Origin of the sequence: Sphingomonas xinjiangensis, from assembly GCF_014199255.1 — a bacterium.
Classification (GTDB): Bacteria; Pseudomonadota; Alphaproteobacteria; order Sphingomonadales; family Sphingomonadaceae; genus Sphingomonas; species Sphingomonas xinjiangensis.
Map to the genome: position 1 here is coordinate 105,874 of NZ_JACIJF010000007.1, position 13,075 is coordinate 118,948.

Below are 13,075 nucleotides of genomic sequence, written 5' to 3' on the forward strand. Positions count from 1 at the left end.
ACATGTACTATTCGCGTGCATGTTCCGCAAGTGCGTTGTGCGGCGCAGCAACACTATTTTACTTGTGAAAATCGCGGCTTTTCAGCGGGTTCGTACATAAGCTCCCGGCGCATCCTCAATCGCGGGGAGCGCGCCCTCGCCCGGGATGCGTGCGCCCGATGCATCTACCTTGTGCGGATCGCGCGCGGCGATCCAGCCTGCCCAGTCCGGCCACCAGCTTCCCTTGTTCTCTTGCGCCCCAGCCAGGAACTCGCTGAGCGAGCCGGCCTGCGCGTCATTGGTCCAATATTGATACTTCCCTGACGAGGGAGGGTTCACCACGCCCGCGATGTGACCCGACCCGGCGAGCACGAAACGTAGCGGTCCCTTGAAGTGGTGGGTGATTTTCCACACCGATTGCGCCGGAGCGATGTGGTCCTCACGGCCCGCCTGGACATAGGTGGGCGTGGTCACCTGCCCCAGATCGATGGGCGTGCCGCCGATCGCCATTGCCCCGGGGTTCACCAGCTTGTTGTCGCGATAGAAGTCGGTGAGGTAGCTCAGATGCCACTTAGCCGGGAGGTTGGTGACGTCCGAGTTCCAGTGAAGCAGGTCGAACGGCACATAATCCCGGCCCATCAGGTAATTGTTGGTGACATAGTTCCAGATCAGGTCGCGCCCCCGCAGCAGGTTGAAGGTCGCCGCCATGTAGCGCCCGTCCAGGAACCCTTCGGCGCCTAGGCTGCGGATCATCGCCAGTTGATCGTCGTCGACGAACAGGCGCAGGTCGCCCGATTCGGAGAAGTCCACCTGCGCGGTGAGGAAGGTCGCGCTCTTGACCCTGTCCGCCTGGCCGCGCGCCGCCAGCACCGCCAGCGTGGCGGCAAGCGTGGTGCCGGCGACGCAGTAGCCCACCGCGTGAACTCCCTCGACGCCAAGCAGCCCGCGCACGGTGTCGATCGCGTCGATCTGACCATGCTCGACATAATCGTCCCACACCACGTCCTTCATGGTCGCGTCGGCCGACTTCCACGACACGACGAACACGGTGATCCCCTGCTCCACCGCCCAGCGGATCAGGCTCTTCTCGGGCGATAGGTCCAGGATGTAGAAGCGGTTGATCCAGGGCGGAAAGATGATCAGCGGAGTGCGAAAGACCTGGGCGGTGACCGGGGTGTACTGGATCAGCTCGTATAAGGGAGTCCGCTTCACCACCTTGCCCGGCGTGACCGCCAAATTTCGTCCGATCTCAAAGGCGTGCGGGTCGACCTGGGTCAGCTGCCCCTTGGCCAAGTCGTTCAGCATGTTGCCCAGGCCCTTGAGCAGACTCTCTCCGTTTGTGTCGACCAGATGCTCCAACACTTCGGGGTTGGTGGCCGGGAAGTTGGTCGGGCTCATCGCGTCGATGAAGCCCCTGGTCGCAAAACGGATTTGCTCCTTCTGGTGCGGATCCACACCTTCCAGCGCATCGACGCCCTTCAACAGGTGGTCGGCGAGCGTGAAGTAGCTCTGGCGCAGAAAATCGAACACCGGCTGCTCGCGCCACTGCGGCGCCTTGAACCGCCTGTCCCTCGCCTGCTCGGGGGTCTCCTCGAACGGCTGCGCGTGGGCAGGGTCCAGAAAGCGCTGCCACAGCTGCATGGTGTCGGCCCAGAAATCCGCGCCCGCGCGCATCGCGGCGCTGGGGTCAAACATCGCGGCGTAGGGATTGTCGGCGGGCTTGGCCGTGGCCAGGTCGAAGCCGTTTTCCAGCATCATCTGCTGCGCGCGGCCGAGCACCCAGGTCCAGTGCTGGAGTTCCTCCAGGCTTGGCGTCGGCGTGATGGTATCGGCCATGCGTTTGTCTCCCGCGTCGCTTTCGTGACAGCCCGTGCAACTCGGCGTTCCCGAAACTGTGCATATGCCGTATCAACGCAAGGGCGGCGCGTTCGGGTGCCGCCCTCCAGCGAAGAGATGGACATGTCCGAAGAGTTCTACCGCATCAAGCGCCTGCCGCCTTACGTCATCGCCGAAGTGAACGGGATGCGGGCCGCGGCGCGCGCAGGCGGCGAGGACATCATCGACCTGGGCATGGGCAATCCGGACCTGCCGCCGCCGCAGCACGTGATCGACAAATTGTGCGAAGTCGCGGCCAAGCCCGACGCGCATGGCTATTCGCAGTCTAAGGGCATTCCGGGGCTGCGCCGCGCGCAGGCGAATTATTATGGCCGCCGCTTCGGCGTCGACGTCGACCCAGAGAGCGAAGTCGTCGTCACCATGGGCTCCAAGGAAGGGCTGGCGAGCCTCGCCACCGCGATCACCGCGCCGGGCGACGTGATCCTGGCGCCGAACCCAAGCTATCCGATCCATACCTTCGGCTTCATCATCGCCGGCGCGACGATCCGCGCGGTGCCGACCACGCCCGACGACGCCTATTTCGAGAGTCTAGAGCGGGCGATGAACTTCACCGTGCCGCGGCCGAGCATCCTGGTGATCAACTATCCGTCGAATCCGACCGCGGAGACGGTGGACCTTGCCTTTTACGAGCGCCTGGTCGCCTGGGCGCGTGAGAACAAGGTCTGGATCATCTCCGACCTCGCTTATTCCGAGCTTTATTATGACGGGAAGCCGACGCCCTCAATCCTGCAGGTAGAGGGCGCCAAGGACGTGGCGATCGAGTTCACGTCGCTCAGCAAAACCTATTCGATGGCGGGGTGGCGGATCGGCTTCGCGGTAGGCAACAAGCATCTGATCGCCGCGATGACGCGGGTGAAATCCTATCTCGATTACGGTGCCTTCACGCCCGTGCAGGCCGCGGCGGTGGCGGCGCTCAACGGCCCCCAGGACATCGTCGAGAAGAACCGCGAACTCTATCACAAGCGCCGCGACGTGCTGGTGGAGAGCTTTGGCCGTTCGGGCTGGGACATTCCCTCCCCCCAAGCGTCGATGTTCGCCTGGGCGCCGCTGCCGCCAGCACTGGCGCATCTTGGGTCGCTGGAGTTCTCCAAGCAGTTGCTGACCCATGCCAAAGTCGCCGTGGCGCCGGGTGTCGGCTATGGCGAGAATGGCGAAGGCTATGTCCGCATCGCCATGGTCGAGAACGAGCAGCGCCTGCGCCAGGCGGCGCGCAACGTGAAGAAGTATCTCCAGTCAATGGGCGTCAACGTCCCGTCCAGCAAGGCGGGGTGACGATCAACGTCGTGTGATCGCCCGGACCGGCGATCTGCACGCGAAAGTGGAGATCGTGAACGTCCCTATCGACTCCACCGGCCAGCGATCCAGACCGGTGTCGGACGCGGTGCGCGCGCGATTGGTGGCACTAAGCGGCTGAAGCGCGCGCTATTTCATTGCAAATCAGCCGCTCGCGGCCCCATTTAGATACCGTGCTGCGCCAGTATGAACTTGTAGACCGGGTCCTGTCCTATGACCCCGACGCCGATGAGGCATTGCTCAACCGAGCTTATGTCTTCTCGGTCAACGCGCATGGGACACAGAAGCGGGCCAATGGCGACCCTTATTTCAGCCACCCCATCGAAGTCGCAGGCATCCTGACCGACCTGCATCTGGACGACGAGACGATCGCCACGGCGATCCTGCACGACACGATCGAAGATACGGTTGCGACGCCGGAGGAAGTCCAGCGGCTGTTCGGTGCGAATGTCGCGCGCATGGTCGATGGCGTGACCAAGCTCAGCAAGATCGAGGCGCAGACCGAGAGCGAGCGCGCCGCGGAGAATCTGCGCAAGTTCCTGCTGGCGATGTCGGACGATATCCGCGTGCTGCTGGTCAAGCTCGCCGACCGGCTGCACAACATGCGCACGCTGCACTTCATCAAAAAGGAGGACAAGCGGCGACGCATCGCACGCGAGACGATGGATATTTACGCCCCGCTCGCGGAGCGGATCGGCATGTACGAGTTCATGAAGGAGATGCAGACGCTCGCCTTCAAGGTGCTCGAGCCTGAAGCCTATGAGTCGATTACCAAGCGACTGGAGTCGCTGCGGGTCGAAGGTGAAGACCGCATCACCACGATCGCGGCCGGCGTAAACCAGCTTCTTGCCCGCGGCGGCATCGAAGCCGACGTCAGCGGACGCGAAAAGCATCCTTTTTCCATCTGGAAGAAGATGTCGGAGCGGCATGTCAGCCTGGAGCAGTTGAGCGACCTTATGGCGTTCCGCGCGATCGTCGATACCGAAGAGGAATGCTATCGCGCTCTCGGCGTGATCCACCGCCGCTGGCCGATGGTGCCGGGGCGGTTCAAGGACTACATCTCGACCCCCAAGCGCAACGGCTACCGATCGCTGCACACCACAATCATGCACGCCGGCGATACGCGCGTGGAAATCCAGATCCGCACCCGCGACATGCACGCGCAGGCCGAATTCGGCGTCGCGTCGCACTGGGCTTACAAGCAGGGCGCAGTGCGCCCCGATACGCAGGTCAGCTGGATCCGAGACCTGATCGAGATCCTGGAACATGCCGAGAGCCCCGAAGAGCTGCTCGAGCATACACGCATGGCGATGTACCAGGATCGGATCTTCGCATTTACGCCAAAGGGCGAGCTGATCCAGCTGCCCAAGGGCGCGACCCCGATCGACTTTGCCTATGCGGTGCACACCGATCTGGGCGATCAGGCAGTCGGCGCGAAGATCAACGGCAAGGTCGTCCCGCTGCGTACCGAGATCGCCCAAGGCGATCAGGTTTCGATCCTGCGGTCCAAGGCACAGGAGCCGCAGCCCAATTGGCTGAACTTTGCGATTACCGGCAAGGCCCGCGCGGCGATCCGGCGGCACATCCGCCACAGGGAGCGCGACGAGACGCTCGCACTCGGCCGCAAGCTTTACGACGAAATCGTCCAGCGCCTACCCACCCCGCCTGGGGAGAGTGCACTCGGCGACGCGCTGAAGCGGTTGAAATGTGCCGATGAGGGCGCGTTGATGGAGGCGATCGCCAAGCGCCAGGTGACCGACGCGCAGGTCATGGACGCAGTGATGCCGGGATCGGCTGAAGGTGCCGACCACGCAATGCCGCCACAAAGTCATGCGATCGACATCAAGGGGCTGACCCCCGGTGTCGCGTTCCGCTTTTCCGACGGGTGCCGTCCGGTGCCGGGTGACCGGATTATCGGCGTCCGCCGCGCAGGCCAGCCGATCGAGGTGCACCGCATCGACTGCGCGGCCCTTGCTGACACTGAGGAAGAGGACTGGGTCGACCTGACATGGGGCGACAAGGCCGAAGGCGGCACAGCCACCATCTCGATCACGCTCAAGAACGAGCCCGGCGCGCTGGGCGCGGTCGCCACACTGATCGGCCAGCACAAGGCCAATATCCTCGGTCTGCGCATGGATAGCCGCGACACGACCTTTCACACCAACACCCTCGACTTGGAAGTCCGCAACGCCGCACATCTGATGCGGCTGCTGGCGGGCCTGCGGGCAGCCGACGCAGTCAGCGAGGCTGAGCGGATTTAACTGGCGCACCTCCCTGAAAAGGTCGGTGTCCGGGTGAATTGCGGGCCGTCCGGAAAAGGATGATGTGTCAAGCCAGTATCAGTTTCCTGAGGCCATGTTTGCGGTGCGATGAGAGGCGACCCGCGCCGATGCCAGGTCACCGCAAGCGATGGCGAGACCGGATGGCATCCAAGCAGTCACGCTTGGAAGCTGCGGTTCTGGAGGATGGTTACAGTTTAACCGCTGCGTTGCCGCCGTCAGCCCAGAGCGCTGATCCTGTAACGAAGCTGGACATGTCGCAGGCTAGGAACAGTGCTGCCTGGGCAATTTCTTCGGGTTGAGCGATCCGCTTCATTGCATGGAGACCGGCAGCCCAATCGCGTTGGGCATCATCCCCGGCCATGTCGGTAGCCGTGCCACCAGGCAGTAGTGCATTTGCGCGGATGCCGGTTGATGCATAATCGGCCGCTATGCCTCGGACCAAGCCAAGAAGGCCTGCCTTCGCTGCTCCATAGGCACCCATGCCGGGCAATCCTACACTGTTGCCGACGAAGCTGCTCGTGAAAACGAGCGCGCCGCCCCCCTGCTCGATCATGGCGGGGATCTGTGATCGGGTGCCGAGAAACGCTGCAGTCAAATTTGCAGCCAGGACCTCTGACCATTGTTGCGGTTCGATTTCTGCCAGCGGTGCCAACGCTCCCACCAGTCCCGCATTGTTAAAGGCGATGTGCAAACCGCCAAACGTCGCTCGTGCGGCAGCGACAGCCTCATCATGTGTTCGCTCTTCCGTGACGTCTCCAACGACCGCGAGCGCACGACCACCGCGGTCCTTGATCTCATCGACGGCGGCGTCCAGTGGCGCTCGCCGCCGGGCAACGAGCACCACGGACGCACCGTTTGCGGCGAACAGCAGCGCGGCCGCTTTCCCAATGCCCGAACTGGCCCCCGTGATGATGGCTACCTTACCGCCCAGCAGTTTCATTCATCGGCTCCTTTGTTGAAGCCGCACAGCTAGCGAGCCTTGCCGTTGCGTTCGTCCCGTTCCCTGTCTTCTAACTGCTTTTGGACCCGGTGCGAGGTCGACGCCCCAAAAACGAAACGCTCAGCAGGAAATCGGCCCTGCCAATCAGGCTGGAAGCGACAAGCGCAATCCGTTTTCCCCAAACCGCCATCGGGACAGAAAGAAGCGTCCAAGTCTCCGGTGGGCGGTTGACCGCTCATTAGCGGCTTGAATTGCCCGCTTGAACGTCCGCAATTGGGTGGAAGCGACCACCTGGAGTTATGCATCCACAGCGGTATCGGGCTTCCTGAACGTGCAGCTACTCCGATAACAACGCCCCCGTGCAGCACAGCGAGCGTCGCATCAGCCGGTCCCCGACATGCCGCCACCGCCGCTTCGGAATCGACGGGGCCGGTGTGAGCCGCTAGACAGCGCGCCCATGAAGCGGCCCAAACTTTCCGTCGTCGTACCCTGCTACAATGAAGAAGGGTGTCTCGACATGTTACACGCCCGGATCTCGGCGGCTGCGCGCGACGTCGTGGGCGAGGATTACGAGATCGTCCTGATCAACGATGGGTCGCGCGATGGGAGCTGGAGCGTGATGCAGCGGTTGTCCGCGGCGGACCCGCACCTGGTGGCGATCAACCTGTCGCGCAACCATGGTCACCAGCTGGCACTGACCGCCGGGCTGGACCTGTGCGCCGGCGAAGAAATCCTGATCATCGACGCCGACCTCCAGGATCCGCCCGAGCTGCTGGGGCCAATGCGCGAGTTGATGCATGCCCAAGGCGCGGATGTGATCTACGCCGTGCGCCGCAAGCGCGAAGGCGAGAGCCTGTTCAAGAAGCTGACCGCGGCCGTGTTCTACCGCATGCTTGACCGGATCACCGACACCCCTATCCCGCTCGACACCGGCGATTTCCGCCTGATGACCCGGCGTGCGCTCGACGCATTCCTGTCGCTGCCTGAGCAGGCGCGCTTCATTCGCGGAATGGTCGCATGGGTCGGCTTTCGCCAGCTGCCGTTCGTGTATGACCGGCATGAGCGGCATGCCGGCGAGACCAAATATCCGCTGGGCAAGATGGTGCGTTTCGCGCTCGACGCGATCACTGGCTTTTCCACTGCGCCGCTGCGCTTTGCCAGCCATGTCGGATTGCTGCTGACCGGGGCGTCGCTGCTGCTGATGCTCTACATCCTGGTCGGCTGGCTGATGGGCAATGCCGTGCAGGGCTGGACATCGACCATGCTGGTGGTGGTGTTCTTAGGCGCCGTGCAGATGTTCGTGCTGGGGATGATCGGCGAGTATCTTGGGCGGCTGTACGTCGAATCGAAGCGGCGGCCGCTTTACCTAGTCGCTGACGTCGCCGGGCCGGTTAAAGGCCACGCCTCACTCGGCTATCGCTTCGAGGATTCAGGCGAGGTGCGGGTTTCGCCGCAGTCGGTGCGAAGCGAAACTGCCGAGTAAGCGCAGTCCAAGAAGGGGGACGTTACTTCGGCGTCGCCAATACGATCAGCGACAGGCCCGGCGTCAGCGGCACGCGGCCGACCAAGTGCCGCTCCAGGCCGAAGATCGTTTGAAACAGCGCATTGAGCGGCTTGGGCGGCGGCGAATCGTCGCTGTCGTCCTTGCCCATCAGCTTGCCGGCAAAGCGCGCCGCGACCGCCACCGGGAACAGCAGCGAATTGAAGTAACCCAGCTTGTGCGGGCGCAGGCCCGCTGCATCCAGCGCCTTGGCGAGCGATGCCTTGGAATAACGGCGCTTATGGTGGTTCACCACGTCATGCGCGCTCCACATCCACTGGTGCGCGGGCACGGTGACCAGGATCTTGCCGCCAGGCTTGAGCGCGCGGGCGATCGCCTGAAGCGCGGCGACATCGTCCTCGACATGCTCGACCACGTCGAGCACCGCGACCATGTCGTAGCTGGCGGGTTCGACCCCATTCAGTTCGGGCAGCGGCGCTGATCCGACTTGCTTGCCCAAGCGCTCGCTGGCCTTGGCCGCAGCGGCCTCGTCAATCTCGATCGCGTCGACTTCGCCATAGCTGGCAAGCATCGGCAGATTGTGGCCGGTGCCGCAGCCAATTTCGAGGATGCGCGCCTGCGCGGGCAGCTTCGCCTCACGTGCGAGAAAGTCCGAAAGAATGTCGCGGCGGGCGCGGTACCACCAATGGGTGGTGTCGTGCGCAGCCATGCGATCGTAAACGACGCGGTCCATATCAGCCGAATACCCAGAAACGGTTAAGTGCAAAAGTGACCAGCGGCGTCACGAACAGGATCGGGATCAGCGGCCACCACCAGGGGCCCGCCAGCATGGCATCGTCGGTAAGTATCCAGACGAACACGGTGTTGAGCCCGAAGCTGACCAGCGACACCACGAAGAAGCGCCAGCTGGTCTTCGTCGCCTCGGCGCCATGCCCGCGAAAGCTCCACTTGCTGTGGAGCACATAACCGGAGGTCATCGCGACCAGGTAGCCGCAGATATTGGCGACCTGTTCCGAAGTGATGCCCAAGCCCGCGAGCGGCGAATATACCAGCGTGTACAAGCCAGTGGTGATGCCGCCGGCGATCACGAACCGGATCAACTGGCCGAGCAGACCGCTCTCCAGCAAGGTTTCCACTCGTCGTTGAACGGCCGTCACTTCAGCTTGCCCTCGCGCAAGCCGCCGCCCTAATGCGGGAGATCGAGCGAGGGAAGCGATTTTGAAGCTGAAGCCATGGGGCGGGTTCCGCCTGGATCACGAGCTGGACCGCCACTGGCTGGGCTGGATGCTGGCGTTCTGGGGCTGCGTGGTCGCCTGGTACCTGGTCCAGCGCCAAGCCAATATTCACTGGCTGGTGCTGAACGACACCGACGACAATATGCGGCTGATGCAGGTTCGCGCGCTGCTTGCGGGCCAGGGCTGGTACGATTTGCGCCAGTATCGGCTCGATCCTGCACTGGGCGGCTTCGACATTCATTGGTCGCGGCTGGTGGATCTGCCGATTGCCGGATTGATCCTGCTGCTGCGGCCGTTCCTGGGCGTGGAAGCGGCGGAGAAATGGGCATGCGGCCTTGCGCCGCTGCTGCCGCTCGCGCTCACCATGACTGCATTGTCGCTGACCGTTCGGCGGCTGGTGGCGGGCTATGCCTGGCCAATGGCGATGCTGGTGCTGATGAGCTGCACCGCGACCATGGCCATGTATGCGCCGATGCGGATCGACCATCATGGCTGGCAGCTCGCCTGCCTGGCGATGGCAGTGGCGGGGCTGGCCGATCCGAACCGCGCACGCGGCGGCGCGACGGTGGGCATATCCAGTGCGGTGTCGCTGACCATCGGGCTGGAGATGCTGCCCTATTGCGCGATGGCCGACGGGATCATCGTGCTGCGCTGGATCTGGGATCGCGCGGACGCGCGGCGGATAGCGGCACACGGGCTGACGCTGGCAGGTGGCTCGGCGCTTGGCTTTGCCCTGTTCGCCTCCAATGCGAACCAGGTTCTGCGGTGTGACGCGCTCACTCCCGTCTGGCTCAGCGTTACGGTCGCAACGGGAAGCTTGTTGTTCGCCCTGTCGCTTGTGCCGGCGGAACGCCGCTGGGTGCGCTTTGCCCTTGCCGCTGCGGTAGGCGCGGTGATCGTCGCAGGCTTCGCACTGTTCTTCCCGCAATGCTTGGGCCGGCCCGAGCAAGTCTCTGACGAGCTGGCGCGAACCTGGCTCAACAACGTCCGTGAGGCGCGGCCGATCTACAAGCACCCGCTCAAGAACGCCTTCCCGATGGCGGCGCTTCCCGTAGTCGGCATCATCGGGGCACTGCTCGCCACGTGGCGGGCGCGGCGCAGCGCGGCGGCAATCGCCTGGGCAGCGATCGCGCTGTTTACGGCCTTTGCCGGCGCAATGCTGCTGTGGCAGGTCCGCGCGGGTCCTGCCGCACAGATGCTGAGCGTGCCGGGCGCGACCGCACTGGCCTGGATCGTCATTCCCTGGTTCCTGACCCGGTCCAACATGGCCGTGCGAATCGTCGGGTCCGCCGTGGCATTCCTGGTCGCGACCGGCCTGTTCGCGGGCCTTGCGCTGCCGTTCCTGCCCGCGGACAAGCCGGGCAAAGCGACGCCGGCCAAATATGCCAAGGCGAATGCGGCGTGCGGGCGCGTGTCGTCGCTGCTGCCCCTGAACGCCTATCGCAAGGCGATCCTGTTCACGCATGTCGATATGGGTCCGCGGCTGATCACCATCACCCATCATGACGGGATCGCCGGCCCCTACCACCGCAACGGCGACGCGATCCTGGACGTGCACCACGCCTTCACCGGGCCGACGGGCGGCTTTCGCGCGATCGCGGCACGGCACAAGGCGCAGTATCTGCTGATCTGCCCCGACATGTCGGAAACGACGATCTACCGATCGCGCGGGCCGCAGGGCTTCTTCTCGCAGCTGTATCGCGGCCGGGTGCCGAACTGGCTGGAGCCGATGGCGCTGCCGGCGAACTCACCGTTCAAGCTGTGGCGGATCCGCTACGACCTGCCCGACGCGTCGGTCAGTGCCCCGTCGCCGCGCGACCCACGACCAGGGAAGTCGTGATCCCGTCGATAACGAACTGAGCGGCGAGCGCGGCGAGCAGCACGCCAAGAAGGCGGGACACCACCGCTTCGATCTTCGCGCCGACCAGCCGCATGATCGGGCCTGCGGCGAGCAGCGCGAGCAGGCTGAGCGCGAGGATCGCGAACATTGCCGCGAGCACGACGATGCTTTGGGTGAGCCCCTGCGTCTTCGACATCAGCAGCATGACCGAAGCGATCGAGCCGGGACCCGCGATCATCGGCATGGCCATCGGAAAGATCGAGATGTCGGTGATCTCTTCGTCCGCTTTGACCTTCTCGGCGCGGTCTTCGCGGCGTTCGGTGCGACGCTCGAACACCATCTCCAGCGCGATCAGGAACAGCATGATGCCGCCGGCGATGCGAAAGGCGTTGAGGCTGATGCCCAGCGCATGCAGCAGCGCCTCTCCGAACAATGCGAAGCCGAACAGGATGGCGGCGGCCACCAGCACCGCGCGCACGGCCATCGCCCGGCGGTGCACCGCGCTCGCCCCCGACGTCAGTCCCGCAAAGATCGGCGCGCAGCCGGGCGGGTCGATCACCACGAAGAAGGTGACGAAAGCGGAGACGAAGAGCTCGATCATGTGCGTTCGGGACGATCAATGCCGGCGAGAACATCCCCGGCGAGCGGTACGCCGGCGTTGCGGTGCGCCGCGACCAGTGTGTTGCGCAACAGGCAGGCGATGGTCATCGGCCCTACCCCGCCCGGCACGGGTGTAACCGCCCCGGCCACGCGCATCGCGCTGGCAAAGTCCACATCCCCCACCAGCTTCCCCTCGACGCGGTTGATGCCCACATCGATGACCGTTGCGCCCGGCTTGATCCAATCGCCTTGCACGAAGTTGGCGCGCCCAACCGCCGCGACGACGATGTCCGCGCGGGCGACATGGCTGGCAAGATCGCGCGTGCGCGAATGGGCGACAGTGACGGTACAGCTTGCCTGCGTCAGCAGCGCCGCCATCGGCTTCCCGACGATGTTGGAGCGGCCGATCACCACGGCGTCGAGGCCGGACAAGTCACCCAGCCGATCCTGCAACAGCATCAGGCAGCCGAGCGGCGTGCAAGGCACAAAGCCCTCCATCCCCGTTGCGAGGCGGCCGGCGTTGACCGGATGAAAGCCATCGACATCCTTGTCGGGGCTGATCCGCAGCAGCACTTCCTGCTCGTCGATATGGCGCGGCAGCGGCAGCTGGACGAGGATGCCGTCCACCGCCGGATCGGCGTTGAGTTGTTCGACCAGCGCGAGCAGGTCGTCCTGGCCGGTGTCGGCGGGCAGGCGATGCTCGAAGCTTTCCATACCGGCTTCGCGCGTCTGCTTACCCTTGGAGCGGACATAGACCGCCGAGGCGGGATCCTCGCCGACCAGCACCACGGCAAGGCCAGGCGCACGGCTCGCAGCCGCTTGGAAAGTGGGAACCTGCGCCGCGACGCGGGCGCGAAGGCCCGCCGCGAATGCTTTGCCGTCGATCAGTTCAGCCGTCATGCCCCATCCCATAGAGGCTGCGGGCGATCTGTTCCAGCATTGCAACGTCGCCGGTGATGGCGAGCCGCTTCAGCCGGGAGGTTTCCCCGGCAAGCAAGGTGACCGCGCGGCGTGAAACACCGAACTGCTTGGCGACGAGCGCGACCAGTGCGGTGTTGGCAGCGCCTTCGACCGGCCGCGCTGCCAAGCGGGCGGCGAAATGGTCCGCGGTGCCCGCCGCCAGCACGTCGCGCGATGCCCGTGGGGTCACGCGGACGGTGATCTCGATCGCGTCAGCGCTGCCCCGCCAGGCGGGCACTCAGCCCGGATAACCGGGGTTGGCGATCTGGATCATCAGCCAAGGAATGACATAGTTGTTGAGGATATAGAGGATCAGCAGCACGATGAGCGGCGAGATGTCGAGTGCGCCGAAATCCGGCAGCACCCGGCGTATCGGGCGATACACCGGCTCGGTCACGACCTTCAGCCCGTTCCACAGCGAGCGAACGAACTCGTTATATGTGTTGATGACGTTGAACGCGATCAGCCAGGACAGGATCGCCTGGGCCACGATGATGAAGGTGAAGACCGTCAGAAGCAGCTGCACGATCTGCAGGAGCATGATCAGGA

At 64.2% G+C, this 13,075-nt stretch carries 12 protein-coding genes; 4 read left to right on the forward strand and 8 right to left on the reverse strand.

Translation table 11 applies throughout. The features are described 5' to 3' along the window. Positions 1 to 81: 81 nt before the first annotated feature. The gene (locus FHT02_RS12795; protein WP_184088158.1) at positions 82 to 1,815 is read right to left on the reverse strand and encodes a PHA/PHB synthase family protein; all 1,734 of its coding nucleotides are present in this window, start codon (positions 1,813 to 1,815) and stop codon (positions 82 to 84) included. 123 nt (positions 1,816 to 1,938) lie between these two features. Between FHT02_RS12795 and FHT02_RS12800 the strand changes: the two genes are divergently transcribed. Beyond that, positions 1,939 to 3,147, forward strand: coding sequence for an LL-diaminopimelate aminotransferase (locus FHT02_RS12800; RefSeq protein ID WP_184088159.1), 1,209 nt, complete (start codon positions 1,939 to 1,941; stop codon positions 3,145 to 3,147). A 194-nt stretch (positions 3,148 to 3,341) separates the two neighbouring features. Beyond that, the gene (locus FHT02_RS12805) at positions 3,342 to 5,429 is read left to right on the forward strand and encodes a RelA/SpoT family protein (protein WP_184088160.1); all 2,088 of its coding nucleotides are present in this window, start codon (positions 3,342 to 3,344) and stop codon (positions 5,427 to 5,429) included. A gap of 208 nt (positions 5,430 to 5,637) precedes the next feature. Here FHT02_RS12805 and FHT02_RS12810 read toward each other — a convergent pair whose 3' ends face one another. Further along, on the reverse strand, positions 5,638 to 6,390 hold the full coding sequence (locus FHT02_RS12810; RefSeq protein WP_184088161.1) for an SDR family oxidoreductase: 753 nt from the start codon (positions 6,388 to 6,390) through the stop codon (positions 5,638 to 5,640). A 457-nt stretch (positions 6,391 to 6,847) separates the two neighbouring features. Here FHT02_RS12810 and FHT02_RS12815 point away from each other — a divergent pair, with 457 nt between their 5' ends. Continuing rightward, the gene (locus FHT02_RS12815) at positions 6,848 to 7,873 is read left to right on the forward strand and encodes a glycosyltransferase family 2 protein (protein ID WP_184088162.1); all 1,026 of its coding nucleotides are present in this window, start codon (positions 6,848 to 6,850) and stop codon (positions 7,871 to 7,873) included. 22 nt (positions 7,874 to 7,895) lie between these two features. Here FHT02_RS12815 and FHT02_RS12820 read toward each other — a convergent pair whose 3' ends face one another. Together FHT02_RS12820 and FHT02_RS12825 are read right to left on the reverse strand one after the other, a co-directional pair. Continuing rightward, positions 7,896 to 8,624, reverse strand: coding sequence for a class I SAM-dependent methyltransferase (locus tag FHT02_RS12820; RefSeq protein WP_184088163.1), 729 nt, complete (start codon positions 8,622 to 8,624; stop codon positions 7,896 to 7,898). A gap of 1 nt (position 8,625) precedes the next feature. Then, on the reverse strand, positions 8,626 to 9,048 hold the full coding sequence (locus FHT02_RS12825; protein ID WP_343056941.1) for a GtrA family protein: 423 nt from the start codon (positions 9,046 to 9,048) through the stop codon (positions 8,626 to 8,628). Positions 9,049 to 9,175: 127 nt separating this feature from the next. On the opposite strand from FHT02_RS12825, the gene FHT02_RS12830 reads away from it, so the two are divergent. Then, positions 9,176 to 10,966 (forward strand): AcrB/AcrD/AcrF family protein, encoded by a 1,791-nt coding sequence (locus FHT02_RS12830; RefSeq protein ID WP_246352392.1) that lies wholly within the window; start codon positions 9,176 to 9,178, stop codon positions 10,964 to 10,966. Here the strand turns inward: FHT02_RS12830 and FHT02_RS12835 are convergent. From FHT02_RS12835 to FHT02_RS12850, 4 genes are read right to left on the reverse strand one after another with little or no spacing between them, the layout of a single operon-like run. Next, a complete protein-coding gene (locus tag FHT02_RS12835; protein ID WP_184088166.1) occupies positions 10,923 to 11,567 on the reverse strand; it encodes a MarC family protein in 645 nt (214 codons plus the stop codon). The genes FHT02_RS12830 and FHT02_RS12835 overlap by 44 nt on opposite strands. Continuing rightward, positions 11,564 to 12,466 (reverse strand): bifunctional methylenetetrahydrofolate dehydrogenase/methenyltetrahydrofolate cyclohydrolase FolD, encoded by a 903-nt coding sequence (folD, locus tag FHT02_RS12840; RefSeq protein WP_184088168.1) that lies wholly within the window; start codon positions 12,464 to 12,466, stop codon positions 11,564 to 11,566. The genes FHT02_RS12835 and folD overlap by 4 nt, the downstream gene beginning before the upstream one ends. Next, on the reverse strand, positions 12,456 to 12,764 hold the full coding sequence (locus tag FHT02_RS12845) for a DUF167 family protein (RefSeq protein WP_184088170.1): 309 nt from the start codon (positions 12,762 to 12,764) through the stop codon (positions 12,456 to 12,458). Before FHT02_RS12845 ends, folD begins: the two co-directional genes overlap by 11 nt. Further along, positions 12,765 to 13,067, reverse strand: a complete 303-nt coding sequence (locus tag FHT02_RS12850; protein WP_184088172.1) for a YggT family protein — start codon at positions 13,065 to 13,067, stop codon at positions 12,765 to 12,767. Positions 13,068 to 13,075 lie beyond the last annotated feature (8 nt).

Excerpts from the sequence above, each read along its gene's own strand:
- FHT02_RS12795 (WP_184088158.1), bottom strand. The coding sequence starts at position 1,815 with ATGGCCGATACCATCACGCCGACGCCAAGCCTGGAGGAACTCCAGCAC.
- FHT02_RS12800 (WP_184088159.1), top strand. The coding sequence starts at position 1,939 with ATGTCCGAAGAGTTCTACCGCATCAAGCGCCTGCCGCCTTACGTCATC.
- FHT02_RS12810 (WP_184088161.1), bottom strand. The coding sequence starts at position 6,390 with ATGAAACTGCTGGGCGGTAAGGTAGCCATCATCACGGGGGCCAGTTCG.
- FHT02_RS12815 (WP_184088162.1), top strand. The coding sequence starts at position 6,848 with ATGAAGCGGCCCAAACTTTCCGTCGTCGTACCCTGCTACAATGAAGAA.
- FHT02_RS12820 (WP_184088163.1), bottom strand. The coding sequence starts at position 8,624 with ATGGACCGCGTCGTTTACGATCGCATGGCTGCGCACGACACCACCCAT.
- FHT02_RS12830 (WP_246352392.1), top strand. The coding sequence starts at position 9,176 with ATGCTGGCGTTCTGGGGCTGCGTGGTCGCCTGGTACCTGGTCCAGCGC.
- FHT02_RS12835 (WP_184088166.1), bottom strand. The coding sequence starts at position 11,567 with ATGATCGAGCTCTTCGTCTCCGCTTTCGTCACCTTCTTCGTGGTGATC.
- folD (WP_184088168.1), bottom strand. The coding sequence starts at position 12,466 with ATGACGGCTGAACTGATCGACGGCAAAGCATTCGCGGCGGGCCTTCGC.
- FHT02_RS12850 (WP_184088172.1), bottom strand. The coding sequence starts at position 13,067 with ATGCTCCTGCAGATCGTGCAGCTGCTTCTGACGGTCTTCACCTTCATC.